The organism is Stutzerimonas stutzeri, assembly GCF_024448955.1.
Taxonomy (GTDB): Bacteria; Pseudomonadota; Gammaproteobacteria; order Pseudomonadales; family Pseudomonadaceae; genus Stutzerimonas; species Stutzerimonas stutzeri_AQ.
In genome coordinates this window covers 195,649-221,914 of sequence record NZ_JAMOIH010000001.1, presented here as the reverse complement: position 1 = coordinate 221,914, position 26,266 = coordinate 195,649, and the positions used below count along the sequence as shown (strand labels likewise).

General features: G+C 58.8%; 22 protein-coding genes, 2 tRNA genes and 1 other RNA gene. 16 read left to right on the top strand and 9 right to left on the bottom strand.

Annotated elements, in window-relative coordinates; translation table 11 throughout:
* Positions 1 to 3: 3 nt before the first annotated feature.
* The 4 genes from NA645_RS01045 to NA645_RS01030 all read right to left on the bottom strand — a co-directional run bounded on the left by NA645_RS01045 (position 4) and on the right by NA645_RS01030 (position 3,552).
* A complete protein-coding gene (locus tag NA645_RS01045) occupies positions 4 to 648 on the bottom strand; it encodes a DUF2959 domain-containing protein (protein ID WP_256047101.1) in 645 nt (214 codons plus the stop codon).
* Between the two features lie 257 nt (positions 649 to 905).
* Positions 906 to 1,778: a protease HtpX gene (gene htpX, locus NA645_RS01040; protein ID WP_131650137.1), complete on the bottom strand. Its 873-nt coding sequence runs from the start codon at positions 1,776 to 1,778 to the stop codon at positions 906 to 908.
* 120 nt (positions 1,779 to 1,898) lie between these two features.
* Positions 1,899 to 2,336 carry a hypothetical protein gene (locus tag NA645_RS01035; protein WP_256047100.1) on the bottom strand — a complete coding sequence of 146 codons (438 nt, stop codon included), beginning with the start codon at positions 2,334 to 2,336 and terminating at the stop codon, positions 1,899 to 1,901.
* Between the two features lie 4 nt (positions 2,337 to 2,340).
* Positions 2,341 to 3,552, bottom strand: a complete 1,212-nt coding sequence (locus NA645_RS01030; RefSeq protein ID WP_131650139.1) for a pyridoxal phosphate-dependent aminotransferase — start codon at positions 3,550 to 3,552, stop codon at positions 2,341 to 2,343.
* A 457-nt stretch (positions 3,553 to 4,009) separates the two neighbouring features.
* Between NA645_RS01030 and msrB the strand changes: the two genes are divergently transcribed.
* The 3 genes from msrB to NA645_RS01015 are packed head-to-tail and all read left to right on the top strand — an operon-like array spanning position 4,010 to position 5,848.
* Positions 4,010 to 4,408, top strand: coding sequence for a peptide-methionine (R)-S-oxide reductase MsrB (gene msrB / locus NA645_RS01025; RefSeq protein WP_256047099.1), 399 nt, complete (start codon positions 4,010 to 4,012; stop codon positions 4,406 to 4,408).
* Between the two features lie 33 nt (positions 4,409 to 4,441).
* Positions 4,442 to 4,924 carry a glutathione peroxidase gene (locus tag NA645_RS01020; protein ID WP_256047098.1) on the top strand — a complete coding sequence of 161 codons (483 nt, stop codon included), beginning with the start codon at positions 4,442 to 4,444 and terminating at the stop codon, positions 4,922 to 4,924.
* Between the two features lie 45 nt (positions 4,925 to 4,969).
* Positions 4,970 to 5,848, top strand: coding sequence for an ATP-binding protein (locus tag NA645_RS01015; RefSeq protein WP_256047097.1), 879 nt, complete (start codon positions 4,970 to 4,972; stop codon positions 5,846 to 5,848).
* Positions 5,849 to 6,016: 168 nt separating this feature from the next.
* Here the strand turns inward: NA645_RS01015 and NA645_RS01010 are convergent, their stop codons facing one another.
* Together NA645_RS01010 and NA645_RS01005 are read right to left on the bottom strand one after the other, a co-directional pair.
* Positions 6,017 to 6,700 carry a glutathione S-transferase family protein gene (locus NA645_RS01010; protein WP_256047096.1) on the bottom strand — a complete coding sequence of 228 codons (684 nt, stop codon included), beginning with the start codon at positions 6,698 to 6,700 and terminating at the stop codon, positions 6,017 to 6,019.
* 124 nt (positions 6,701 to 6,824) lie between these two features.
* Positions 6,825 to 7,592, bottom strand: a complete 768-nt coding sequence (locus tag NA645_RS01005; protein ID WP_256047095.1) for a hypothetical protein — start codon at positions 7,590 to 7,592, stop codon at positions 6,825 to 6,827.
* Positions 7,593 to 7,806: 214 nt separating this feature from the next.
* Between NA645_RS01005 and NA645_RS01000 the strand changes: the two genes are divergently transcribed.
* The 3 genes from NA645_RS01000 to NA645_RS00990 all read left to right on the top strand — a co-directional run bounded on the left by NA645_RS01000 (position 7,807) and on the right by NA645_RS00990 (position 9,216).
* Positions 7,807 to 7,882 (top strand) — tRNA-Glu (locus NA645_RS01000).
* Positions 7,883 to 7,901: 19 nt separating this feature from the next.
* Positions 7,902 to 7,977, top strand: a tRNA-Gly gene (locus NA645_RS00995).
* A gap of 309 nt (positions 7,978 to 8,286) precedes the next feature.
* Positions 8,287 to 9,216, top strand: coding sequence for a ZIP family metal transporter (locus tag NA645_RS00990; RefSeq protein ID WP_256047094.1), 930 nt, complete (start codon positions 8,287 to 8,289; stop codon positions 9,214 to 9,216).
* 63 nt (positions 9,217 to 9,279) lie between these two features.
* On the opposite strand, the gene NA645_RS00985 is transcribed toward NA645_RS00990, so the two are convergent.
* Complete coding sequence (locus tag NA645_RS00985) at positions 9,280 to 10,266, bottom strand: NAD(P)/FAD-dependent oxidoreductase (RefSeq protein WP_256047093.1); 987 nt, start codon at positions 10,264 to 10,266, stop codon at positions 9,280 to 9,282.
* 460 nt (positions 10,267 to 10,726) lie between these two features.
* On the opposite strand from NA645_RS00985, the gene ffs reads away from it, so the two are divergent.
* The 3 genes from ffs to efp all read left to right on the top strand — a co-directional run bounded on the left by ffs (position 10,727) and on the right by efp (position 12,866).
* Positions 10,727 to 10,823, top strand: an RNA gene (ffs, locus tag NA645_RS00980) — signal recognition particle sRNA small type.
* A gap of 296 nt (positions 10,824 to 11,119) precedes the next feature.
* Positions 11,120 to 12,259 (top strand): elongation factor P maturation arginine rhamnosyltransferase EarP, encoded by a 1,140-nt coding sequence (gene earP / locus NA645_RS00975; protein ID WP_256047092.1) that lies wholly within the window; start codon positions 11,120 to 11,122, stop codon positions 12,257 to 12,259.
* A gap of 40 nt (positions 12,260 to 12,299) precedes the next feature.
* The gene (efp, locus tag NA645_RS00970; protein WP_003296422.1) at positions 12,300 to 12,866 is read left to right on the top strand and encodes an elongation factor P; all 567 of its coding nucleotides are present in this window, start codon (positions 12,300 to 12,302) and stop codon (positions 12,864 to 12,866) included.
* A gap of 120 nt (positions 12,867 to 12,986) precedes the next feature.
* Here efp and NA645_RS00965 read toward each other — a convergent pair whose 3' ends face one another.
* Together NA645_RS00965 and NA645_RS00960 are read right to left on the bottom strand one after the other, a co-directional pair.
* Positions 12,987 to 14,435, bottom strand: coding sequence for an SLC13 family permease (locus NA645_RS00965; RefSeq protein ID WP_256047091.1), 1,449 nt, complete (start codon positions 14,433 to 14,435; stop codon positions 12,987 to 12,989).
* 635 nt (positions 14,436 to 15,070) lie between these two features.
* A complete protein-coding gene (locus NA645_RS00960) occupies positions 15,071 to 16,420 on the bottom strand; it encodes a class II 3-deoxy-7-phosphoheptulonate synthase (RefSeq protein WP_256047089.1) in 1,350 nt (449 codons plus the stop codon).
* 113 nt (positions 16,421 to 16,533) lie between these two features.
* Here NA645_RS00960 and NA645_RS00955 point away from each other — a divergent pair, with 113 nt between their 5' ends.
* The 7 genes from NA645_RS00955 to tviB all read left to right on the top strand — a co-directional run bounded on the left by NA645_RS00955 (position 16,534) and on the right by tviB (position 26,173).
* Positions 16,534 to 17,283 carry a spermidine synthase gene (locus NA645_RS00955; RefSeq protein ID WP_256047088.1) on the top strand — a complete coding sequence of 250 codons (750 nt, stop codon included), beginning with the start codon at positions 16,534 to 16,536 and terminating at the stop codon, positions 17,281 to 17,283.
* Between the two features lie 369 nt (positions 17,284 to 17,652).
* The gene (locus tag NA645_RS00950; protein ID WP_272891922.1) at positions 17,653 to 19,314 is read left to right on the top strand and encodes a DEAD/DEAH box helicase; all 1,662 of its coding nucleotides are present in this window, start codon (positions 17,653 to 17,655) and stop codon (positions 19,312 to 19,314) included.
* 286 nt (positions 19,315 to 19,600) lie between these two features.
* A complete protein-coding gene (ihfB, locus tag NA645_RS00945; protein ID WP_045164450.1) occupies positions 19,601 to 19,885 on the top strand; it encodes an integration host factor subunit beta in 285 nt (94 codons plus the stop codon).
* Positions 19,886 to 20,020: 135 nt separating this feature from the next.
* Positions 20,021 to 21,298, top strand: a complete 1,278-nt coding sequence (locus NA645_RS00940; RefSeq protein ID WP_256047087.1) for an LPS O-antigen chain length determinant protein WzzB — start codon at positions 20,021 to 20,023, stop codon at positions 21,296 to 21,298.
* 610 nt (positions 21,299 to 21,908) lie between these two features.
* A complete protein-coding gene (locus tag NA645_RS00935) occupies positions 21,909 to 23,189 on the top strand; it encodes a Wzz/FepE/Etk N-terminal domain-containing protein (RefSeq protein WP_256047086.1) in 1,281 nt (426 codons plus the stop codon).
* A 131-nt stretch (positions 23,190 to 23,320) separates the two neighbouring features.
* On the top strand, positions 23,321 to 24,811 hold the full coding sequence (locus NA645_RS00930) for an MBL fold metallo-hydrolase RNA specificity domain-containing protein (RefSeq protein ID WP_256047085.1): 1,491 nt from the start codon (positions 23,321 to 23,323) through the stop codon (positions 24,809 to 24,811).
* 84 nt (positions 24,812 to 24,895) lie between these two features.
* A complete protein-coding gene (gene tviB, locus NA645_RS00925) occupies positions 24,896 to 26,173 on the top strand; it encodes a Vi polysaccharide biosynthesis UDP-N-acetylglucosamine C-6 dehydrogenase TviB (RefSeq protein WP_256047084.1) in 1,278 nt (425 codons plus the stop codon).
* The last annotated feature ends 93 nt before the right edge of the window (positions 26,174 to 26,266 follow it).

Genomic DNA, 26,266 nt, shown 5'->3' with positions numbered 1-26,266 from the left:
GCATCATTGATTGCTTTGCAGCTGGCGAATGAACACGTCGGCCTCATCTATCGCCCGCTGCATGTCGGCCAGTAACTGATCGACGTTCCCCTCCAGCGTGCGGTATTCCCCCTGCAGTGCACCGATGGCACGGGCGTTGAGGTTGTGTTTGAGAAACAGCACCTGATCGCGCAGCACGTCGAGCACGGGGTCGATGCGCTTTTCTGCCGCCTTCATGCGTTGCAGCAGCACTCGATAGTCTTTCTGGGTGCGCTCCAGGTCCTTGGCGCTGGCTGCCTTCAGGCTCGCATTGTTGTACTCACCGAGTTCTTGTTTCCACTCCTTGAACAGTGCATTGGCGACGTCCTCGACCGCCTCGATCCTGTTTCGCACATCGCGCGCGCTGCTCTCGCTGGCTTCGAATTCGCTATTGAGCGCCTCGTAGCGCTCTTCCAGCTCACCACCTTGTACCTGCACCACGCTGCGATAGCGCTCCAGGGCGTCCTTGAATTGTTCCTTGGCTTGTTGTTGGGAATCGCGGGCATCTTCAACACGGTCCACCAGAATGTCGCGCTTGTGCAGGCCGACCTTTTCCATTGCGGAGTAGTAGGCGCTCTGGCAGCCGACCAGGGCAAGCAGGGCGAAACCGAGTAGGACGAAGCGGCGCATGGTGATGTTCCTTGTTCGATGAATGCGCTTGGTTCGACAGGCATACAGCCTCTATGTGCAAAGTCTGGGCGAAAAAAGGGCGGCTTAACAGACTGTTTGAAAACTACTGCGCTCGGTTATGCCGCGTTAAAAACAGGCTCGGAATGCTCATTTACAACTCGTAAACTCCGCTTCCTCGCCTGTTTTTGCTTTGCCTAACCTTCGCTCACTACGTTTTCACACGGTCTGCTAAGCCGCCCTTGTCCCGCCGCGCTCGGTTAGCCGCGCTGACGCAGGGCTTCGATACGGTCTTCCAGCGATGGGTGCGTCATCAGCAGTCCGGCCAGGCCGTTGCGCAGTGCGCCGTTGATGCTGAACGCCTTGAGGCTGTCTGGCATGTCTACCGGCACGCCCTGTTCCGCACGCAGGCGCTGGAGGGCGCCGATCATGGCGGAGGTGCCGGCCAGCTGTGCGCCTGCCTCGTCGGCGCGGAACTCACGTTTGCGCGAGAACCACATGACGATGATGCTGGCGAGGATGCCTAGTACCAGCTCGGCGAAAATGGTGGCGACGAAGTAGCCGATACCGTGGCCGTCTTCGTTCTTGAGAATCGCCTTGTCGACGAAGTTGCCGAAGATCCGCGCAAAGAACATGACGAAGGTGTTCACCACGCCCTGAATCAAAGCCAGAGTGACCATGTCGCCGTTGGCCACGTGTCCGATCTCATGTGCCAGTACCGCCTTTACCTCGTCTGGTGAGAAGCGCTCCAGCAGGCCCTGACTGACGGCGACCAGCGCGTCGTTCTTGTTCCAGCCAGTGGCGAAGGCGTTGGCTTCATAGGCGGGGAAAATGCCCACTTCCGGCATCTTGATTCCAGCGTCGCGGGAAAGCTGTTCGACGGTTTGCAGCAACCACTGTTCGTGTCGGGTGCGCGGCTGGCTGATGATTTCCGTGCGGGTACTCATCTTCGCCATCCACTTGGAAATGAACAGCGAAATAAGTGCTCCAGCGAAGCCGAATACCGCACAGAAAGCCAGCAGGCTGCCGTAGTTCTGACCCGTATAGCGATCCACCCCGAGTAGCTTCAGGGTGACGCTGGCAACGACCAGTACAGCCAGGTTGGTGGCCAGAAACAAGAAAATGCGCATCATGTTGCGGCAGACTCCAAGGGGAACAATAAGGAACGATAGGCTATATAAGGTGCCGGTCGGCGCTATTCAACCGAGCGACTATTTCAAGCTATGTCGCCTATGGTGCGGGTGCGCTCAGGGTCAGCTGGAGAGCGAGCTAGTGAACAGCTGACGGGTCAGGTGCGCCAGTCGTTCGCCATGGCCGTCGCGTAGCGCCTGGCGCATTTGCTGGGCCAGGCTCGAACGTACCCGATGCACGCTGGGAGGTAGTGTTTCGTCAGTCTGCGCGACGTCGGGGACGGAGCTGGTCAAGCGCAGGAAGGCCTTTTCGGTAAGCACCGCTTGGTCGATGGCCAGGAACTGAATGGTGCTTTCGAAGCGTAGATAGCCTTCCTCGGCCAACCACAGCAGCGCTGCGAGGCAGCTTTGGTGCCGCTTGCTGGGCAGGCCGAATTCGTCGGGCTCTTCATGGCCGATCAGGTCTTCCACGTACAGCGTGATCTTCCGCGGAAAGGCTTGGTAAAGCATCAATAGCCCGGCCGCGGCATCTCGCTGGAAGTCGTCGATCTGCAGATCCATGCAGCTACTGGCTGTAGGTCTTGAGGAAACTACCGATGCGACCGATCGCCTGTTCCAGGTCATCGACCCGCGGTAGCGTGACCACGCGGAAATGATCTGGCCAAGGCCAGTTGAAGGCGGTGCCCTGAACGATCAGCAGCTTCTCGGACAGCAGCAGGTCGAGTACGAACTTCTCATCATTGTGGATCGGGCAGATCTTCGGGTCGATGCGAGGGAAGGCATAGAGCGCCCCCATCGGTTTTACGCAGCTGACACCGGGGATGTCGTTGAGCAGTTCCCAGGTGCGGTTGCGCTGTTCGAGCAGCCGGCCCGGCGGCAGCACCAGGTCGTTGATGCTCTGATATCCGCCTAATGCGGTCTGGATCGCGTGCTGCGACGGCACGTTTGCGCACAGGCGCATGTTGGCCAGAATGTCGAGGCCTTCAATATAGCTTTGCGCCTTGTGCTTAGGACCTGAAATGACCACCCAGCCGGAGCGGAAACCGGCGATCCGGTAGGACTTGGACAGGCCGTTGAAGGTCAGGCAGAGCACGTCCGGTGCAAGCGAGGCGGTGCAGATATGCACGGCATCGTCATACAGAATCTTGTCGTAGATTTCATCGGAGAACAGCACCAGCTTGTGCTGACGCGCCAACTCGACCATCCCCTCGAGCACTTCGCGAGGGTAGACCGCGCCGGTCGGGTTGTTCGGGTTGATCAGTACCAGCGCCTTGGTGTTTGGCGTGATCTTGGCCTTGATATCTGCCAGATCCGGCCACCAGTTGGCCTGCTCGTCGCACAGGTAGTGCACCGGTTTGCCGCCCGCCAGGCTCACGGCAGCCGTCCACAAAGGATAGTCTGGAGCCGGAATCAGTACCTCGTCACCGTTGTTGAGCAGCGCCTGCATGGACATCACGATCAGCTCGGACACGCCGTTGCCGAGGTAGATGTCTTCGATGGTCACGCCTTCTACCTGCTTCTGCTGGTAGTACTGCATGATGGCCTTGCGCGCGCTGAACAGACCTTTGGAGTCACTGTAACCTTGCGCGGTGGGCAGGTTGCGGATCACGTCCTGAAGGATTTCTTCGGGGGCTTCGAAACCGAACGGCGCCGGATTGCCGATGTTCAGCTTGAGGATTCGATGACCTTCCTCTTCCAGTCGTTTGGCGTGCTTGAGCACCGGCCCGCGGATGTCATAGCAGACATTGGCGAGCTTGTTCGATTTGCTGACCTGCATGATCCTGAGTGTCCCGAAGTGAAGACGTGCCCGGCTCTCGATGGCTGGCGACGTTTGGCATGAACCCGGGCGCCTTGGCAGCCTGAAACCCCGCTGCCAGACTAGGCGTCTAAGAGCAACGCATCATACGTGCGGCCCGATCACCGGAAAAGGTACAGATCCGCCTTTTTTAGAGAGGGTCTGTTCCCGCTTCGTTCGCGGCCGCGCCGGCGCCTATTTTTGCGCGAGGCAAGGCATGAGGAGAGAAGTTTGGTTGTTCCAAATGAACGACGAATAACGCCGCATCGCGCAAAAAAAGGCCCGGCCCTTCGGGTTGCGCGGCAAATCTCACCATGCGGCGTTGCGGGACTTGGCAAGGGAACAACCATTACCTGCATCCCGCGCCTTGCCTGGCGAGATTTGACGCAGCAACGCGGCTTGCGACCGAAACGGAAACAGACCCTTAGGAGGTGTACCGATGGACAAGCTTGAAAAACCGCTTGAAACCTGGCGTGAAGAGCTCTCCGACGAGCAATTTCAGGTCTGCCGATTAGGTGCGACCGAGCGCCCATTCACCGGTAAGTACAACGACACCAAAACCCCTGGCATCTATCATTGCGCCTGCTGCGATGCGCCGCTGTTCGACTCGGACGCCAAGTTCGCGTCCGGCTGCGGCTGGCCGAGCTATTTCCAGCCGGTCAGCGATACGGCCATCACCAGCCTCGACGATTTCAGCCACGGTATGCATCGTATCGAGGTCAAATGCGCCCGCTGCGATGCACATCTGGGGCATGTATTTCCGGATGGCCCGGCACCGACCGGCATGCGCTATTGCATCAATTCCGCCTCTCTCGATCACAAGCCGCGCGACGCCTGACGGCCTATCGCAATGCCTCACCGGGACACCATCATGCGCGATCCGCTGTTCGAGATTCCCTGCATCACCATTGACGGGAACGAGACCACGCTGGCCGATTTCGGTGGCACCGTTCTGCTGGTGGTCAACACGGCCAGCCAGTGCGGCTTTACCCCTCAGTACAAGGGGTTAGAGGCGCTCTGGAAACAATATCGCCAGCAGGGATTGGTGGTGCTCGGGTTTCCCTGTGACCAGTTCGGTCATCAGGAACCGGGTGACGAGGCGCAGATCGCCACTTTCTGCGAGCGGAACTTCGGCGTCAGCTTTCCGCTGTTTGCCAAGGTGCAGGTCAATGGCGGTGAGGCCCATCCGCTGTTCGTGCAATTGAAAAAGCGCGCTCCCGGCTTGCTCGGCAGCAAGGCGATCAAGTGGAATTTCACTAAATTCCTTATCACGGATGAAGGGCGATCGGTGGAGCGGTTCTCGTCGCGCACGGCTCCGGACGCGCTCGCAGCGCGCATCGAAGCCCACCTGTAGTGTTTCCTGGCAATGCCTGCCGTATGAATATTCTGGAGTCGTTGAATGGATGCCGAGCTGAAAGTCTTTCTGCAGCGCGCTGATGCGCTGATGACACGCCTGGAACCCTTGTTGCCGGCGCCGCGTGCGCCCGTTGATTGGAACGGCAGCCTGGCGGCACGCTGGCATCGCGAAGGGCAGGGCGGCTATTTGCAGCCGCTGAAGGTGTCGCTGGATCTGAGTCTGGCTGATCTGATCGGTATCGACAGGCAGCGCGAGCTGCTGGCGAATAACACCCGGCAGTTCGTGTCGGGACTGCCAGCGAACCATGTGCTGCTTTGGGGCGCGCGCGGGACCGGTAAGTCCTCGTTGATCCGGGCGCTACTGGCCGAGCATGCGTCGGCGGGTCTGCGCCTCATTGAAATCGAACGCGATCATCTAGCTGACCTGCCAAAAGTGGTCGATCAGCTCGTCGGCCAGCCGCAGTATTTCGTGGTGTTCTGCGACGATCTTTCATTCGAGGCGGGTGAGGGCGATTACCGCGTGTTGAAAAGCGTACTGGACGGCTCCTTGGAGCGAGCGCCGGAAAATGTGTTGCTGTATGCCACGTCGAATCGCCGGCATCTGGTCCCTGAGCGTCAGAGCGATAACGAGAACTGGCAGATGATCGATGGCGAACTGCATCCCAACGAGGCAGTGGAAGACAAGATCGCTCTGTCGGATCGCTTCGGGCTTTGGCTTTCGTTCTATCCCTTCAGTCAGGAACATTATCTGAACGTGGTGCGGCACTGGATCGGCTCGCTGGCCGAGCAGGCCGGGCTCACCTGGAGCTGGGATGAGGCGCTGGAGAAGGACGCGATTCGCTGGGCCACTGCACGCGGTAACCGCAACGGCCGCTGCGCCTATCAGTTCGCGCGGCAGTGGGTGGGGATTCGTCTGCTCTGAAACTTGGGGTCAGACGCCGGATATAGCTGCAAGCTGGTGTGTTTGGCTTTGTGCTGCGCCGGGAATAATCGATTCGCCGCGGGCGGCCACCAAAAAGTTGCCGCGCCCGCTGCTCTTGTAGAAAGGCCGCCCCGGCGCGAATGCTTTTGGCTTGCGGGGCAGGATGAATCAATCCGGCTGCTTCGCCTTCCTACCCATCTCGATAAGCTTTGCCGTCATGCGCTGCTCGCCGGGTAGCACGCTTTCAACCGAAGCAAGTCCTTTCATTCGTGTGAAGTGAGCGGCCAGCGCCGGCCAGCGATTGGCGTCGATCAGTTCGCCGCCATGTTCCATGTTGATCAGCTGGCAGGCGAAGGCGAGGTCCGCCATCGAAAGCTGGTCGCCGACAAAGTACATTTTGTCGCCGAGTTGGCGCTCGAGATAGTCGAAGTGCGGCGGTAGCTTTTCGTTCAGAGCGGCCTGCACGTTGCCTTCGTTACAGGCGTGACCGGAACTGGGCTTCAGCACACGATTGCGGAAAACCCCAAAGGTCGTCAGGGGCGCTAGTTCGTAGTCGGCGTACTTCTCCAGCCAGCGGATCTGCGCACGTTCCACCGCATTGTTACCGTACAGCCGAGTCATCTGTTCATACGCGTCTTCGAGGTACTGGCAGATCACGCTGGAGTCGGCGAGGCAGAGTTCGCCATCTTTGAAGGCTGGGATACGGCCAAGCGGGTTGAGCTGCAGATACCACTCAGGCGGCGTAAATGGCATGACGACTTCTAGCTGGTAATCCAGACCCTTTTCCAGCAGACACAGGCGTGCCTTGCGAACGAATGGCGACAGTGGGGCACCGAACAAGGTCAGGGACATCGATTTTCTCCGCGGCAGGACAGGCGCGGCGGAACCGGTGAGCGAATGAGTATTGAGGTGCGAAGCACCGGAGCACGATGCGTTCGCCGCTCAAGCCATTTCGTGCACTCGTCCGGGCCTACGCCTAGTAGATGTTGTTCTTTTTCCAGTCATCTTCGCTTTCGAAGTTCTTCAAACCTTCGGTCAGCTCGCTGGGTTCGTCAAGCTTCGGTTGTTGCTGAGTCTGCTCGAGCTTGTTGGCATGGGTGTAGCTCGCTTCGAGCTGCGCCAGTTGGGATTGGAATTCGGCAGGGTTGGGTTGCTTGCGGACGTGCTGAATGCCGCGTTCGAATGCGAGACGTGCCTTGTGTGCACTGCCTTGCTTCAGCGCCTGCTGGCCGACATTGGTGAAGTATTCAATATGCAACATCACCGTCATGTGCTGGATATGCCGGATCCAGCGTTTGGCTGCAGCCGTATCGAGCTGGTTCTGCTTATTGGCCCAGACGATCTGCGCGTAGAGGTCTTCCAGCCGCAGACGAATTTCCTTCGCCTGCGCTTCTGTGGCCACTTGGACTGGTGTGTTCTGCACCTCGATCTCGTCGCCCTTGGCGACAGCGCTGCGCAGAATGTCAACTCGGGCACTGACAGTGCTGTTCTTCTTGTCCAGCTGTAGCAGTCGTTCACCCAGATGCAGCTCCAGTCGCGCCAGCAACAACTTGAGCGCTGGCGTCATCATTTGGGCGGGTAGACCATCGGACAGATTGGCGCAGCGCCGCATGCGATCAGTGAGATCGGCTCGGAGGCGCGCTTTTTCCAGATTGTTCTTTTCAACGATCTGGTTGATCACGCCAATGCCTATCAATATGAACAGGCCAGCTACGACCAATCCTGCAATCAGAACCGGGGACACAGGACGCACCTCTCTAACCAGGCGATTTTTGTCGAGTGTAGAACGTTAGATGGCAAGCTGATAGCTCAAACGCTGCTCTACGATTCGGCCCAAAAAAATTTCAGCAAGGCGCTTGACGACCCTAGTCGAGCTCCATAGAATGCGCGCCACTTGCAGCGTGAAGCACATCGCAAACGCTGAAAGCCGGAATGAAAGCGATAAGCTTCCGGGCTGCGTCCCCTTCGTCTAGTGGCCTAGGACACCGCCCTTTCACGGCGGTAACAGGGGTTCGAGTCCCCTAGGGGACGCCATTTTTGTTGTAGATGTAACGCGGGAATAGCTCAGTTGGTAGAGCACGACCTTGCCAAGGTCGGGGTCGCGAGTTCGAGTCTCGTTTCCCGCTCCAAATAAGCTGCGAAAGGTCCAGGCCAATCGCAAGCACAAAGAAAGCGACCTAGAGTCGCTTTTTTTGTGTCTGCAATTCCGGTCCTTGTCACGTCGAATGCCGGGCTCGTCTGCCGCGCAGCCGCTCAAGCTCGGTCCAAGCCCAGCATCGTTCGAAGTCCTGGCCAAACTCACCGAGCCCGTTACGGTCCTATCCCATAGACGCTCGTCGTGCTTCGTACGCAGCGGGGGCCGCTTGGTAGAACGACCGCTCGGTCGCCCCTTCGTCAGTTACGAGCGACGAAAAGATTTGATATCGGGGGCCTTTATCATGGCAAGCACTCAAAGCGCCGCAGCAACGCTGCGCTCGGCATGGATTGCTCATGCACAGGCAAACCCCATCGTCGCGCTGGGGCTCATCGGTACGGTTCTGGTCGTGTTGATATTGCTGTGCGCCAGTGCTTACAGCGCCTTTCAGAACGGCGATGAAAGCAATATCCGCTATGCGCTGCTCGGCGGCACGGCAGGCTTCGCGGCGACGGCGCTGGGTGCGCTGATGGCGATTGCGCTGGGCAATATTTCCACGCGCACCCAGGACAGCATGCTTGGCTTCGCCGCCGGCATGATGCTCGCGGCCAGTTCGTTTTCCTTGATCCTTCCGGGCCTCGCGGCAGCACGGGATCTGTTCGATAGTGGCCCTGCGGCCGCATTGACCGTAGTGGTGGGCCTCGGCTTTGGCGTGCTGTTGATGCTCGGGCTGGATTATTTCACGCCGCACGAGCATGAAACCGCCGGTGCCTTCGGGCCTCATCACCAGCGCATGAGCCGGGTCTGGCTGTTCGTGTTTGCGATCATCCTGCACAACATCCCGGAAGGCATGGCGATAGGCGTGAGTTTCGCCAAGGGCGATCTGGAGGTTGGTTTACCGCTCACCACCGCGATCGCCATCCAAGACATTCCCGAAGGTTTGGCCGTTGCGTTGGCCTTGCGCACAACCGGCCTGTCCGCCTGGCGAGCGATACTGGTCGCCGCTGCGTCAGGCCTGATGGAGCCACTCGGCGCGGTGGTGGGCTTGGGGATTTCCAGCGGTCTGGCTGTCGCTTATCCGGTCAGCCTCGGATTGGCCGCTGGCGCGATGATCTTCGTGGTGTCGCACGAGGTGATTCCCGAAACTCACCGCAATGGTCATCAGACGCCGGCGACGGTCGGCCTGATGGGCGGTTTCGCGGTGATGATGTTTCTGGATACCGCGCTGGGCTAAAAAGAAACATCGACCTGCCGGTTACCGATATCGCTGCGCCGCCTCTGGTGGGCGCAAGTCTGATCAAAGTTGCTCGAGCAGCCGCCGCGAGGCTTCCTGGCCGCTGAGCCAGGCGCCTTCGACTCGGCCCGACAGACACCAGTCGCCACAGGCATACAGGCCCAAGTGGGTATCGGCCAGGGCGCCCCATTCATGCGACTGGTTGGGACGTGCGTAGAGCCAGCGATGAGCAAACGTGAATTCCGGTGCGGGCACGACGCAGTCGATCAGTTCGGCAAATGCGCCGTGCAAGTGCTCGATCACTAACTCCTTGGACATGTCGACATGTTGCCGGCTCCAGGCGCTACTCGCGTGTAACACCCAGGTATCGAGATGATCGTCGCGTCCCGGTCTGCTGTGATGGCGGGCCAGCCAGTCAAGGGCATCGTCCTGAACGAAACAGGCGTCGACGCTGGTTTCGAGCGGCTTGGCGAAGCCCAGGGCAACGGACCAGGTCGGTTCCATGGCAACGCTGGCGGCGACGGCGGCCAGCTTCGGTGCCGCAGCCAGCAATGTGCTGGCTTGAGGGGCGGGAATGGCGATGACCACCTGACTGAATGGGCCATGGTTGTTTCCCTCGGCATCCACCAGCGTCCAGTATTCCTCGCCTCGGAAGACTTCCGTCACGCGACAGGAAAGCTTGACCGGCAGCTCGCCAAGCAACCCGGCGGCAATTGCATCCATACGCGGAATGCCGACCCAGCGCAGCTGCTCGTCGGCGGATGGAGACAGTTGGCCGTTACGCGACTGGTAAAGGTTGGGTGACCACTCAGCAGCCCAGCCCTCGGCTTGCCATTGATGGACGGTCTCGGTGAAGCGACGATCGCGGGCGGTGAAATATTGGGTGCCAAGATCGAGATGGCCGGCGTCGCTGCGTTTGCTGGTCATGCGTCCGCCGAGTCCGCGGCCTTTGTCGAACAGCTGGATAGACTGCCCGGCTGCACGCAATGCCTGCGCTGCGGAGAGCCCTGCGATGCCGGTACCGACGATGGCGATAGGAGCTTTGCTCATGCTTACCTCTTTCGATAGCGCCGCCAGTCTCCGCTGCGCGACAACTGCGCTGGTTCGTTCGGTCCTGGTGCCGTTTGAAGAGCAAAACGGCATGCTGGTGCCTTCCCTATCCTCAAACAGACCGTAGGTTTTGCCTAGGGGTTCGGATCGTTGACGGGCGTGCTACGTGCATATTTCCTTGCGGACTGACGAGCGGTGGGGCAGCGAGTAAGCCGCGGTTGTGCTTTAGACTGGGCCCGCTCGTGAGGCAGCTTGTCGTCGGTCTCGCTGGCCATCAGCGCTTCGTTCGTCGATAAGCCGAGCCTGCAGCGTCATCGACGTGACGCGACGTCGCCATTTGTAGGCTCGTTAAAGCCCGACGAGTCAATGCGTTAGCGCGTAAAGGGATTGGTTGTAAGTTGGGAATAAGCCGGTACAATGGCGCCGCTCGCCGCCAGGCGGGTTTCGTTATGGTGGGCCCTGCCGGTCCCCTCGCAACGATCAGCCGTGAACCCGGTCAGGCCCGGAAGGGAGCAGCCGCAGCGGTGACATTGTGTGCCGGGGTGTGGCTGGTAGGGTTCACCTCCATAACGACTATTTCCTTCCCCTTATTTCTATCGTTCGATTGCACCGACCTCTTTGTGAGATTCGGCGAGTCTGCGTGCCCGCTTGTGGCGCATGCTCGATGCAGGCAGCAGTCAAAAGCGTAAAAGCTTCGCCCCGAGGTCGGGCCTGCTACAAAGGCAGCCAGCGCGCCCGGCCATTGTAGGAGGCGCGCCCTCGCGGCGAACGAAGGCCACAGCCTGCCGTAATCGGTATTCTTTGCGAGTCATTTAGTAAGTGCGAATTGGCATCTCTCGTGAGGAGTATTGGTTTGTCGGTCAAAGCAAGCTGGGACGTTTTCTGTGTGGTCGTCGATAACTACGGCGACATCGGCGTGACCTGGCGTTTGGCGCGGCAGCTGGTTGCCGAGCATGGCCAGCGGGTGCGTTTGTGGGTCGACGATCTCGATACCTTTGTCCGACTCTGTCCGGGCAGCAGCGCCACCGCCAGCCAACAATGGCATGACGGTGTCGACGTGCGGCACTGGCTGCCCGAATGGCCCGGCGCCGAGCCGGCGGACGTTGTGATCGAAGCCTTCGCCTGCCAGCTGCCCGCCGCCTATATCGAGGCGATGGCCAACAGCGATCGCCGCATTCTCTGGCTCAACCTGGAATACCTGAGCGCCGAGGACTGGGTGATCGGCTGTCATGCGCTGCCTTCGATGCAGCCCGATGGCTTGCAGAAGTACTTCTTCTTCCCGGGATTCGAGCAGGGTACTGGTGGCCTGATTCGCGAAGGTGACCTGATGGCACGAAGGGAAGCATTCCAGCGTGATCCGACGTTGCGCGACGCTTTTCTGCAGAGCCTGGATTTTACGGTGGAGCCCGGCGCGCGATTGGTCTCGCTGTTCGCTTACGAAAACCAGGCCGTTACGGGATGGCTCGATGCGCTGGCAGCCGATACTCGACCAACGCAACTATTGGTTCCTGAGGGCCGGGTTCTCGGCGATGTTGCACGCTGGTTAGGTGTCGAACAGCTGCGAGCCGGCGATCGCTATGCCCGCGGTGCGCTGCATATCGCTGTGCTGCCGTTCATGACTCAGAACGAATACGACATGTTGTTGTGGTGCTGCGACTTCAATGCCGTGCGCGGCGAGGAATCGTTCATCCGCGCACAGTGGGCCGGGCGGCCATTGGTCTGGCACATCTACCCACAGGAAGAAGATGCGCACTGGGTCAAGCTCAACGCCTTCCTCGAACTCTATCTGTGCGACCTGGCGCCAGCGGCCGCCGCCGCGCTCAAGAATTTCTGGCATGCCTGGAACTCGGGCGAGGGGAGCGGGGCGGCCTGGGCCGGCTTGCTCCGTCATGAGGCCGAGCTGACCGCCCATGCAGAACGCTGGACACACAAGCAGGTTGCCAACGGCGATCTAGCTGGAAAGCTGGTGTTTTTTTACACAGATTGGCTATGATACGCGGCCTGTTTTGTCTCTAATCCCATCGGATATTCGTATGAAAACCGCACAAGAGTTCCGTGCCGGCCAGGTGGCCATCATCAACGGCGCACCCTGGGTCATCCAGAAAGCCGAGTTCAACAAGTCCGGCCGTAACAGTGCCGTGGTCAAGATGAAGCTGAAGAACCTGCTCAATGGTTCCGCTACCGAGACCGTATACAAGGCCGACGACAAGCTTGAGCCGGTGATTCTCGAGCGCAAGGAAGTGACCTACTCCTACTTCGCTGACCCGCTCTACGTCTTCATGGACGAAGAGTTCAACCAGTACGAAATCGAAAAAGACGACCTGGAAGGCGTGATGACCTTCATCGAAGACGGCATGACCGACGTCTGCGAAGCCGTCTTCTACAATGACAAGGTGATCTCGGTTGAACTGCCGACTACCATCGTTCGTGAAATCGTCTACACCGAGCCGTCCGTACGTGGCGACACCTCCGGCAAGGTCATGAAGACTGCTCGCCTGAAGAACGGTGCCGAGCTGCAGGTTTCCGCCTTCTGCGAAATCGGCGACTCGATCGAGATCGATACCCGCACCGGCGAGTACAAGTCCCGCGTCAAGGCCTGACCTTCGCAGGATGCAAAAAGCCCGGCAGACGCCGGGCTTTTTTGTGCGTTGCGCAATATGGAAGCGAAAGGAGCCGCCGCCTTGAAGGACAAGCCGCACGGGTGCGGCAGCCCAAGTGCATCAATTGGCCCAGAGCCAGCCGACCATCAGATAGCAAAGGCCAGTCACCAGGAACACACCAAAGATGTTCAGGGCAAAGCCGGCCTTGATCATCGACTGAATGCTGACTTGACCGGTGCCGAACACGATTGCATTCGGCGGAGTCGCCACTGGCATCATGAAGGCGCAGCTGGCGGCGATGGCGGCGGGAATCGCCAGCATTTCCGGCGGTAGGCCCTGGGCGACGGCCAGTGCGCCGAGCAGCGGCAGGAAGGCGGCTGCGGTAGCGGTATTGGAGGTGATCTCGGTGAGGAAGGTAATCACCAGCGCAACCAGGCCGATCATCAGAATCAGTGGCAGCATACCGAAGCCCTGCAGGCTTTCGGCAATCCACTCGGCGAGCCCGGAAGCGCCGATCACACTGGCCAGCGACAAGCCGCCGCCGAACAGCAACAGAACGCCCCACGGGACTTTGTTGGCGGTATCCCAGTCCATCAGGAATACCCGGTTCTTCATGTCGACCGGGATGAGGAACAGGATTAGCGCCGCGGCGATGGCGATGCTGGTGTCGTTGACGCCATCGATGTATTGGACCAGAAACGGCTGGAAAATCCACGCCGCCGCCGCCAGGCCGAATACCACGGCAACCATTTTCTCTGGCTTTGACATGGGGCCGAGCGTAGCCATTTCCTGTTCCAGCATGGCGCGGCTATCTCCGCCGGCCAGTTTGAAACCGCCACGGATCAGCCACCACCAGATGAACAGCAGCATGCCGACGCTGACCGGCACCCCCAGCAGCATCCACTGACCAAAGCCGATATGCACGTCGTAGCTGTCGCGTAGAAACGCGGCGAGGAGGGCGTTCGGTGGCGTGCCGATCAGAGTCGCGATGCCGCCGACGCTTGCGGCGTAGGCGATACCCAGCAACAAGGCGGTGGCGAAGCGCGTGCCTTCTTTTTCTTCGCTGCCTTCGACGAGCAGGGCAATCACGGAAATGCCGATGGGCAGCATCATGATGCTGGTGGCGGTGTTGCTCACCCACATACTGATAAAGGCCGTGGCGATCATGAATCCCGCAATCTGCCGGCTGGGCGCGTTGCCGACGGCCAGCAGCGTCGCCAATGCGATGCGCTTATGCAGATTCCAGCGCTGCATGGCCAGGCCCAGCAGGAAACCGCCGAAGAACAGAAAAATCGTCGGGTTGGCATAGGGCGCGGTCGCTTTCCCCAGCGTATCGATGCCCAGCAAGGGAATCAGCAGGATGGGCAGCAGCGAGGTGGCCGGGATCGGGATGGCCTCGGTGGCCCACCAGACGGCCATCAGCGCAGCCATACCGACGGTTAACCAGGCGACATCCGATAGCCCGCCAGGCGGATCGGTCAGGATGCAAAGCAACAAGAGCAGCGGTCCGAGAAAAAGGCCGATAGAGGCCGCGACGGCCGCTCCTTTATTCTCTGGTGAATCGGTCATGAAGGTTTCCTCTTTCGATGACCCGGCTGCGAGAGGGCGTAGGAAATCCGGGTCAAATGCAGCGCGGATTCTACAGCCATTAATTAGCAAACGAATTAGTGGTTAGAACAATGATTAGTTTGCTAATTGATACGAATTCCACTTGCTGGCCGATCACAATGACGTACCGCATCAATGAATTTAGACAGCACTGCGCGGTGTGGTGCTGGCCTTTTGTCGATCCGTGCAGGCAGGCCGCAGTACTACAGGATAAGCCTGGAGCGGCTTCAGACTGCCGCATCGGGGGCAACGCGTAGGGTGGGCTTCAGCCCACCGGGGTTGTCAGGTTTGATTGGTGGGCTGAAGCGGAACGCCGCCCGGCCACCCTACAAGCCGCCCAATTCGATGGCGTACCGCATCAGGATATTTAGACAGAGCTGCACGTTGCGATGCTGGCCTCTCGTCGATCCGTGCAGGCAGGCCGCAGACGACAGCCCTTGAGCGGCTTCAGACTGCCGCAGCGGGGGCAGCGCGTAGGGTGGGCTTCAGCCCACCGGGTTTTCAGGTTTGATTGGTGGGCTGAAGCGGAACGCCGCCCGGCCCACCCTACAAGCGGAGCGCCGCCCGACCTACGCCAAACGTCATTGTAGGAGTTATCAACTTGGCCGCACCTGCTTCAGCGTCTCGGCAATCATGAACGCCATTTCCAGCGATTGATCGGCGTTGAGCCGCGGATCGCAATGGGTGTGGTAACGATCGGAGAGGCCATCCTCGGTAATCGGCCGCGAACCACCGATGCACTCGGTAACGTTCTGCCCGGTCATCTCGATATGGATGCCGCCCGGGTAGCTGCCCTCGGCGCGGTGCACGTCGAAGAACTGCCGCACCTCGGCGAGAACCCGTGCGAAATCCCGCGTCTTGTAACCGCTGGATGCCTTCATAGTGTTGCCGTGCATCGGATCCGAACTCCACAGCACCTGGCGGCCTTCGGCCTGCACGGTCTGAATCAGGCGTGGCAGGCCGTCTTCGACCTTGTCGGCGCCCATTCGTACGATCAGGTTCAGGCGGCCCGGATCGTTGTCCGGGTTGAGGATGTCGATCAGGCGGATCAGCTCCTCGCCGTCCATACTTGGCCCGACTTTCACCCCGATCGGGTTGCCTACGCCGCGTAGAAACTCCACATGGGCACCGTCCAGTTGTCGCGTGCGGTCGCCGATCCAGAGCATATGCGCCGAGCAGTCGTACCAGCCGCCGGTCAGGCTGTCCTGCCGAACGAACGCCTGCTCATAATTCAGCAGCAGCGCTTCGTGAGCGGTAAAGAAACTGGTTTCGCGTAGCTGCGGTGCGTTGTCCATGCCGCAAGCGCGCATGAACCTCAACGCCTGATCGATCCGCGCGCCCAGCCGGTGATATTTCTCGGCCATCTGCGAGTTAGCGATGAAGTCGAGATTCCACTGATGCACCTGATGCAGATCGGCGAAACCGCCCTGGGCGAAGGCGCGCAATAGGTTCAGGCTGGACGTGGACTGATGATAGGCCTGCAGCAGGCGATCCGGATCCGGCACGCGGCTTTTCTCGTCGAAATCGATACCGTTGACGATATCGCCGCGGTAGGCGGGCAGGGTGATGCCATCGATGGTCTCGTTGCCAGAGGAACGCGGCTTGGCGAATTGCCCAGCCATGCGCCCGACCTTTATCACCGGACAGCCCGCGGCGAAGGTCATGACGACTGCCATCTGTAGCAGCACCTTGAAGGTGTCGCGGATTTTCGGTGCGGAAAACTCGGCAAAGCTTTCCGCGCAATCCCCACCCTGCAGAAGAAATGCGCGGCCTTGGGTCACCTCGGCGAACTGCCGACGCAGCTCCCGTGCCTCGCCGGCGAATACCAGCGGCGGCAGGCTCGCCAGCGTCGCTTCTACGCGCTGGAGATGCTCGGCGTCAGGATAGTCGGGCTGCTGCTGGATGGGTTTATGTCTCCAGCTGGTGGGGCTCCAGGTGTGGCTCATCGGATTGATTCCTGCGCAAAAGTGCGCGGATTTTACCTGATGCGCTGCGCCGTCGCTGATAGCCCTTGCCAATCGGGCTGCTAAGATGCGCCGACCGGTTTGGAGTGAGCGCAATGGACAAGCAGGAAGTATTGCTGGCCGAAGTACATGACGCTTTTGGCTTGATCCGCGTGCTGGAAGTAGGGGATTACCGGTTTCTCGAGTTCGGCGCGGCGGTCGAGCAAAGCTGTGTATTCACGCGAGACCCAAGCTGGCTGGAGTACGACTATACCCGCGCCATGCTGGTGGGCGGCCTGATGCATGCGCAGCCTGAGACCGCCCTGTTCCTCGGTCTGGGCGCGGGGACGCTGACTCAAGCGTGCCTCGAATTCCTGCCGCTCGAAGACGTCGAGGCCATTGAGCTGCGCCCGGATGTGCCGGAGTTGGCGATGCGCTATCTGGGCCTGCAGAACGACTCGCGGCTCTACATACGCATCGGCGACGCGGTGGGGCTGCTCGACTCGGCCGAAACCGCCGATCTGATATTCGTCGATCTCTACACCGATGTGGGCCCGGCTGCGGCGCATCTGGCATGGCGCTTTCTCGAACGCTGTCAGCAGAAGCTGAACCCAGACGGTTGGCTGATCATCAATCAGTGGGGCACTGACGAAGATAAACCGCTTGGTGCTGCCTTGCTGCGTGGTCTGTTCCACCGCCATTATTGGGAGTGCCCGGTGAAGGAGGGCAATGTCGTCCTGTTCGTTCCGGCCGATCTGGAACAGATGCTCGATATAGCCGCCTTGCGCGAGCGCGCCGCGACCCTGGCACCGCGTCTTGGTTATTCACTGGACTCACTGATCGATGCGCTACGACCAGCCAGTTAACGGCAGGGGTGTCGCAGCCCCACTCTACGGCCTTTGCACCAACCCCAACACTTGACGCAGACATAGCCAAAGCGAAACGCAGTCCCTCGCCGAGTCGCCACGAACTTAACCCACAAGACAAAATGCGCGCACAGCTTCACAGAATTCCGGTATAGTACGCGCCGGCTGAAACCCAGCCTGCGTTCAGGTACTGCAACACACGAAGCGCTGCTTCGGCTGCTGTCCGCTTCTCGCGGCTGTCCTAGACGATTCATCATTCAATACGTTTTCGCAAACCCCGCCGACCAGGCTGCCAGGGTGACCTTCGGGTTTTGCATGGCATGCGCAGCTTCGGAACATGGGTCTTTGCGGAGCATCAGGAAAAGACCCATGACCCAGGAAATCGGCGGCTTTGCCGCACTCGGTATTCATCCCTCTGTACTCGCTGCTGTCATCGCGGTGGGCTACGAAGAGCCTTCGGCGATCCAGAGCCAGGCTATCCCGGTAATTCTCGGCGGCCACGACATGATCGGCCAGGCCCAGACCGGTACCGGCAAGACCGCAGCCTTCGCGCTGCCCATTCTGTCCAAAATCGATCCGGCCAAGCGTGAGCCGCAGGCGCTGATCCTCGCGCCAACCCGCGAGCTGGCCCTGCAGGTCGCCACTGCGTTCGAAACCTATTCCAAGCAGATGCCCGGCGTTGGCGTTGTCGCCGTCTACGGCGGCGCCCCTATGGGCCCGCAGCTCAAGGCCATCCGCCAAGGTGCGCAGATCATCGTTGCCACCCCAGGCCGTTTGGTCGACCACCTGAGCCGCAATGGCACACTGCTTTCGACCATCCAGTATCTGGTGCTCGACGAAGCCGACGAAATGTTGAAGCTGGGCTTCATGGACGACCTGGAAGTCATCTTTGAAGCCATGCCGGAAAGCCGTCAGAGCGTATTGTTCTCCGCGACCTTGCCGCACTCCATCCGCGCCATCGCCGAGAAGCACCTGCGCGAGCCGCAGCACATCAAGATCGCCGCCAAGACCCAGACCGTCGCTCGTATCGAGCAGGCGCACCTGATGGTGCATGCCGACCAGAAAATCCCGGCCGTGCTGCGTCTGCTGGAAGTCGAGGATTTCGACGCGCTGATCGCCTTCGTACGCACCAAGCAAGCCACTCTTGACTTGGCCGCTGCGCTGGAAGCCAAGGGCTACAAGGCTGCCGCGTTGAACGGCGACATCGCTCAGAACCAGCGCGAGCGCGTTATCGAATCGCTCAAGGATGGTCGCCTGGACATCGTGGTCGCCACCGACGTCGCTGCTCGCGGCCTGGACGTAGCGCGCATCACCCACGTATTCAACGTGGACATGCCCTACGATCCGGAATCCTACGTGCACCGTATCGGCCGTACTGGCCGTGCCGGCCGGGAAGGGCGCGCACTGCTGCTGGTCACCCCGCGTGAACGCCGCATGCTGCAGGTCATCGAGCGCGTCACCAACCAGAAGGTTGCCGAAGCCCGTCTGCCCAATGCGCAGCAGGTGCTGGACGCGCGTATCAAGAAACTTACCAACAGCCTGTCGCCGCTGGTAGCTGATGCCGAAGCCAGCCATGGCGAACTGCTCGACAAGCTGGTTGCCGATATCGGCTGCAGCCCGCGCGCCCTGGCCGCTGCGCTGCTGCGCAAGGCGACCAATGGTCAGGCCCTAACCCTGGCCGAAGTGGAAAAAGAGCAGCCGCTGGTCCCAACCGGCTCGCCGCGTGAACGCTCCGATCGCCCGGAGCGTAGCGGCGACCGCGAACGTCGTGCACCGATCCCGCTGGCCGAAGGCCGCGCCCGCTGCCGCACCCCGCTGGGTGCCCGTGACGGCATCGCTGCCCGCAACCTGCTCGGTGCCATCCTCAACGAAGGTGGCCTGGCGCGCGAAGACATCGGTCGTATCCAGGTTCGTGACAGCTTCAGCCTGGTCGAACTGCCGGAAGAAGGTCTGGAGCGTCTGCTGGGCAAACTCAAGGACACACGTGTCGGCGGCAAGCAGCTCAAGCTGCGTCGCTATCGCGAGGATTGATCGTCCTTAGATGACAAAAAGGGTGGGCTTAATAGCCCACCCTTTTTCGTTTCAGCGGCCCGTATCGCCTATTTCGTGAAAGCGCTCCCGCGGTGATGTAAGCCGCAAGCCTGCCAAACTCCAAAGCCCCGGCCAAAGATCGGGAGTTTCCCCACGCCAAACCCCAGCCGCTTCGATCAATCCTCCAAAACCTGACCCAAACGTCCAGGCTGTTCAAACTCTGAACAACATGCTACAAACGAACGCAACCCAAATGATCTAGCCGCTTGAAAACGAAGGGAAAACCATGACCAAGTCGGAGTTGATCGAGCGTATCGTCACCCAACAAGGGCTGCTTTCGTCCAAGGATGTGGAACTGGCAATCAAAACCATGCTCGAGCAGATGGCTCAAGCACTGGCAACCGGAGACCGTATCGAAATCCGAGGCTTCGGCAGTTTCTCTCTCCATTACCGCGCCCCGCGCGTCGGCCGTAACCCCAAGACCGGCCAATCCGTCCCGCTCGATGGCAAGTTCGTCCCGCATTTCAAGCCGGGGAAAGAACTGCGTGATCGGGTGAACGAAGAAGAATAGCGAGCGAAATCGCAGCCATAATCTTCCTCTTAGAAGTCGCAAAATTATCAGCGTGAGCGAACTTTCCAGCTTAACCGTGCACTAAACCCGGTTCGCTTGCTTTGCATTGAAGCGCCTTTATAACAAGGAGTTGGGATGAACGTGCAGTACCAGACCTCCACAGCCGAAGAGATAGACCTGGTTGAGCTGTTTCGGGCGCTTTGGCGTCAGAAACTCCTGATTCTCGGTATAGCGGCGGTCGTTACGCTTATCGCAGCCGCTTACGCTTTCCTTGCGACTCCTTACTACCAGACCAGAACTTATCTACGCCCTGTCCCACAGAGCAGTCTGGATCAACTTAACGAGACCGGCATCTACAAGCTCACCCCGGAAGAGGCCATCAACAGAATAGCCGGTGCGCTTTCATCCTATGACAACCGGCTCGACTTCTTTCTGAATAACCAAGAGCTTTTCCAGCAGATTGAGAAGCGTGGCGACTCGCTTGAGCAGGCATTTGCCGATTTCAATGAAAACGCGTTCGAAATGCTCTTTCCTGATCCCAAGCACACGGACAACCGAAGCGCTTTCGTCGGGCTTAGGCTGACCTACCCTAAAGGAATGGATGGCGCTGCGGTGGTCAATGGCTTCGTCGCGCATGTACTGGAGCTTGAGCGTCGCGAAATCGCGGAAGACCTTGAAAGCCTGATCAAAAACCGCTTGGCCAGTCTGGATATGAACATGGAGGCTCAGCGCGCAAGCTATTCGGCCACCAAGGAGGCGAAGATCGCAGCGCTGCTGGAAGAGGATGCCTTGAAGCGCGCCGAATTACAGGATGAGCTCACAGCGTTACGTGTCGAGCTCAAGACCCGTCGAATGAACCGTATTCAAGAGCTTAACGAGGCGATCACAATTGCCGAATCACTTGGGATTCGTACCCCAACAAGCCCATCAGCCATGACAGCGTCACCTCCTAGTGGTACTCAGGTCATTCGCACCGAGGTTACCAATCAGAAAGCGCCACTGTACTTCATGGGTACCGAGGCGCTAACCGCCGAGCGCGATGCGCTTTCCGCCCGAACTTCAGATGACTTCATAGAGCCCCGTATCGCTGAAATTCAGTCGGAGCTGGCGATGCTTGAGCACAATCGGGAAGTCGAGATTCTGAAGGAGCGAGAGGGGGAAGATCTTTATCTGACTAATCTCGCCGAGCTACGTGAAGAAGCCGCCCGCCTGAAAGGCATCAAACTGGATACCGAAAGGCTGAAACTGGTGCGATTGGATCAGCTCGCTCTGCAATCTCTTAAGCCGATTAAACCCAAAAAAGCAATGATTCTGGCATTAGGCTTTGTGCTTGGTGGAATGCTGGGCGTGTTTGTTGCGTTAGTGCGCAGCCTGATGACGCGTAATAACGAACAGCATCCCATCCTGCGCTGACCACTGGGCTGCGCGCTTCAACGTTTACTAGATTGCCCATGCCTTGCCCGAGCAGTACCGCCCGGTACTGCTCCGCCTCTTGTTGAGATCTTTTTCCGCCTCGCTACCCTCTCGACAGACCTCCCTTCCGGCTCGATGGGCTGTAGGGTCGAACTTGTTGGGTCTTCACAAACATGCGACCGAATAAACTCAGACCTACAGACTTGGGTGTTTCAAGAAGACTTTCTTTTCAGGCCAATTATTAGCCTGAACGGGAACAGACGAACGCTCTGATTCTTTGGCGCATCACGACCTGCACTCGCCACGAGGCGCGCCTCGTACAAATTCGGTGCACACCCAGCAGCTTTCGTGGCCCGCCCCGGGGCGAAGCTTTTCGCTCTTAGTAACCCATCGCCTGGACCCAACGGCGCTCCCCTCAAAACCCTACACGGTTACCGCCCGTCTGCCGCGGCGTTTTGCCTCCTTTTTCGTCCAACGTCTCGCTTGTTTTTTGTGACCTAGGTGGCAAAATGCCAACCCGCTAAAGATTGGATGGAACTTTTCAATCTTTTTCAGATCTTGCCGGCGCAGCCTTTCGCTGCGCTGCCTTACCGACGAGACGGAATTCGACGTGAACGCTGCAGTCCCTCCGCAACACCTTCATTCTGCTACCCATGATGAGATTGATCTGGTCCAGCTCGTCAGCGCGTTGTGGAAGCAAAAAACGCTGATCATCGCAGTGACCTTCCTGGCTGGCCTCATTGGGCTTGCCTACGCCATGCTCGCAATGCGCTATTACACGGTTCAAAGCGTACTGCGCCCGGCGGCGATCAAAGATCTGGATGAACTCAACCATCTGGGCATCTACAAACTGTCACCGAAGCAGGCATTGGCTCAAGTTGGCGCTGCGCTTGATTCCTATGAGAACCGCCTCGGTTTCTTTCGTGACAATCAGCAACTCTTCGCTGACCTGGCCCAGCCCGGCCGCAGCCTAGAGCAAACGTTCGAAGCCTTTAATGACGACGCGATCAAGCTGTTACAGCCTGACGCCAAAAAGCCCGAAGGAACCACTCCCTTCGTCGGCATAGAGCTGACCTACCCGCAAGACCTCAACGGCGTTCAGATCGTTAACGGGCTCGTGCAGTACTCACTGAATAATGTACGTCAGCAAATCGCAGCTGATCTAGACACGCTTATCAGCAACCGGCTCAGCCAGCTAGAGAAGAACATGGCAGCTGCTCGTGAGAACTACGAGGCCACTAAAGAAATCAAAATCGCCAAACTGAGCGAAGCGGACGCCCTCAAGCGTGCAGAACTGAACGACGAACTTTCTGCGTTGCGTCAGCAGCTGAAAACCCGCCGCGACAACCGCATCAACCAACTTAACGAAGCGATCCGCATCGCAACCTCGCTGGGTATCAGCAAGCCCACAACACCTTCATCGCTTGGCGCCGCAGAAATCACGGGGCAGGGCAGCGTAATCCGCACTGAAGTTAACAACCAGCAAATACCGCTCTACTTCATGGGCAGCGATGCGCTGGAGGCTGAGCGTAAAGCACTGTTGGCTCGTCGCTCGGATGACTTCACCGAGCCGCGCATTGCGCAGATTGCCCGTGAGCTCAAGCTGCTCGAGCACAACCGCCAAATCGAAGTGCTCAACAGCCGTGAAAACGAGGACCTGTTCCTGAAAAACCTCGCCGCCTGGCGCGAGGAGGCCGCACGCCTGCGTGCCCTGCAATTCGATACCGAATCGCTCAAGCTGGTCTCCGTCGACCAGAGCGCAGTTGAGCCAAGCCGCCCGATCAAGCCCAAGAAGGCGTTGATCGTCGCGCTCGCTTTGGTGCTTGGCGGCATGCTCGGGTTGTTCATCGCATTGGTGCGAAACCTGCGCCGTCCGGTCGTTGCGATCTGACCATCCGTCCGTCGGAATGCTGCTGGCAACTCAGCAGTTCTGAAACTCGGTAGAATCCCCGCTTATTTTTTCAGCGGGCCCGTGACTAGTTTGTCGCGGGCATCTTGGGTGACATCGTTAAAGGAATAACCATGAGCTATCCAAAAATAGAACATCACGGCGCCAAGGACGGCGTTACCGGCTCCTGTCACCAACTGCATATGAATGCCACCAGCAGCCTGTTGGTTGACTGCGGGCTGTTCCAGGGCAACGACGCATCGATCCCGAGCGAGCCCGGCGCGGATCGGCTCGCCATCGAATTCCCACTGGACACCATAAAAGCGCTGGTCGCCACTCATGTGCACATCGACCATGTTGGGCGCATCCCCTATCTTCTCGCGGCAGGCTTCGACGGCCCCATCTTGTGCAGCGAGCCGTCGGCAAAGCTTCTGCCCATCGTCCTGGAAGATGCCTTCAAACTGGGCTTCAGCCGTGACCAGGCTCAGATCGAAAAATACATCCGGCTCGTCGGGCAGCGGATCATTGCACTGCCGTACCAGCAGTGGTTCACCCTGGCTAACACCGACGAGCTGCAAGCCCGCATACGGCTGCAGCGTGCTGGGCATATCCTCGGATCGGCCTACGTTGAAATCGACCTGACTTACCCGCAAACCGGGCAGAGCAAGCGCGTAGTCTTCTCCGGCGACCTCGGCGCGCCGCACGCACCTTTCCTGATGCCACCCGAATCACCGGAGCGCGCCGACATCCTAGTGCTGGAAAGCACCTACGGCGACCGCCTCCACGAAGACCGAGCCAACCGCCGTAAGCGGCTCGAAGCCGTCATCGAGCAAGCCCTCGAAGACCAAGGCACCGTTCTCATTCCCGCATTCAGCATCGGCCGCACCCAAGAATTGCTCTATGAGCTTGAAGAGATCATCAACACGGCCCGCCCCAACACCGCACAACCCCCTCTCCCCCCTGGGGAGAGGGCTGGGGTGAGGGGGGCGGCGAACAACACCGATGCCAGGCCCAACACCGAACCCAACTGGCCCGAACTCCCGGTCATCCTCGATTCGCCACTCGCGAGCCGCTTCACCGAGACCTATCGAAGCCTAAAACCCTTCTGGAATCAGGAAGCCCGCGACCGTATCCAGTCCGGCCGCCGCCCGCTGGCCTTCGAACAATTGATCACGATAGACAGCCACAGCGACCACCAACGCATCGTCAACCACCTGACTCAGACCGCACGCCCAGCTATCGTGATAGCCGGTGGCGGCATGTGCAGCGGCGGCCGTATCGTCAATTACCTCAAGGCCATGCTGGGCGATAAAAGACACAACGCATTGTTCGTCGGCTATCAGGCCAAGGGCACACCAGGGCACGCGATCCAAACCTATGGTCCGAAGGGCGGCTACGTTGACCTCGACGGCGAGCGCATCGATATCCGTGCTGGTATCACCAGTATCGGTGGCTACTCTGCTCATGCGGATCAGAAAGGGTTGGTGGAATTTGTGACCGGCATGCAGCAGTGGCCGACAGAGATAAGAATGGTGCATGGGGAGGAGGGCGCGAAGCGAGAGCTGTCTGCTCAGCTGTCCACTCAATATGCATATAAGGGTGAGGCAGTGCACATCACTGCCTGATCATATTAATTTACGGAGCAACAGCGGGCTAAGTCATAGGCAGAGGTCGCTGATTCAAAATTATAACGTTCAGATGGATGTAATATGATTAGCTTGCATGAAGTAAAACTCGCCATTATCGGCTTGGGCTATGTCGGATTGCCGCTTGCCGTTGAATTTGGAAAGCATCGTGCCGTAGTCGGGTTCGATATCAATAACACGCGTATCGAGGCTTTACAGGCAGGCCACGATGCCACCCTCGAAGTCAGCGATGTTGAACTCAGGCAAGCTGAGAGCCTCACCTACACAGCTAAACTCGACGATCTAAAAGATTGCAACGTATTTGTTGTCACTGTTCCGACGCCTATTGACGAGCATAAGCAGCCCGATCTCACCCCGTTAATCAAGGCTTCCGAGAGTATCGGCAAAGTATTGAAGAAGGGCGATATTGTCATCTACGAATCCACGGTATATCCAGGAGCTACCGAGGAAGACTGCGTACCAGTCTTGGAAAAAGTGTCTGGCCTGCAGTTCAACGTTGACTTCTTTGCCGGCTACAGTCCAGAGCGCATCAACCCAGGCGACAAAGAGCACCGGGTCACCACCATCAAGAAGGTTACCTCTGGCTCTACTCCCGAAGTCGCCGATCTGGTCGATGATCTGTACAACCAGATCATCACGGCCGGGACCCACAAGGCTACTAGTATCAAGGTCGCTGAGGCCGCTAAGGTCATTGAGAATACCCAGCGCGATCTAAATATCGCCTTGATCAATGAGCTTGCAATTATCTTCAATAGGATGGGTATTGATACCGAGGCAGTACTCCAGGCTGCAGGAACCAAATGGAACTTCCTGCCGTTTCGCCCAGGCTTGGTCGGCGGTCACTGCATCGGGGTAGACCCTTACTATTTGACTCATAAAGCCCAAAGTATCGGTTACCATCCGGAAATTATTCTTGCTGGTCGCCGCCTTAACGATGGCATGGGCGCGTACGTTGTGTCGCAGCTGGTCAAAGCTATGCTGAAACGTCGAATCCACGTCGACGGCGCACGAGTGCTCGTACTAGGGCTGGCGTTCAAAGAAAATTGTCCAGACCTACGTAACACGCGGGTAGTGGACATCATCAGCGAATTGGGTGAATACAACATTGCGGTTGACGTATATGACCCTTGGGTCAGTGGCACGGAAGCCAAGTATGAATACGGAATCACGCCAATAGCTGAACCGGCAATCGACGCGTACGACGGTGTCGTGCTCGCTGTAGCACATAATGAATTCCGAGATTTGGGCGCTGACAATATACGTCGGTACGGCAAGGCTGAACACGTACTATACGATCTAAAGTATTTGCTGAGCGCTGAAGAGTCCGACCTGCGCTTATAAATGGCCCGTGTAGGTGGCCCGATCAGGGAAAAAAATTCGAGAGGAGGGAATTCAATTTACGGTTCCCTCCACTGCTCCCTTTAGAATAAGTGA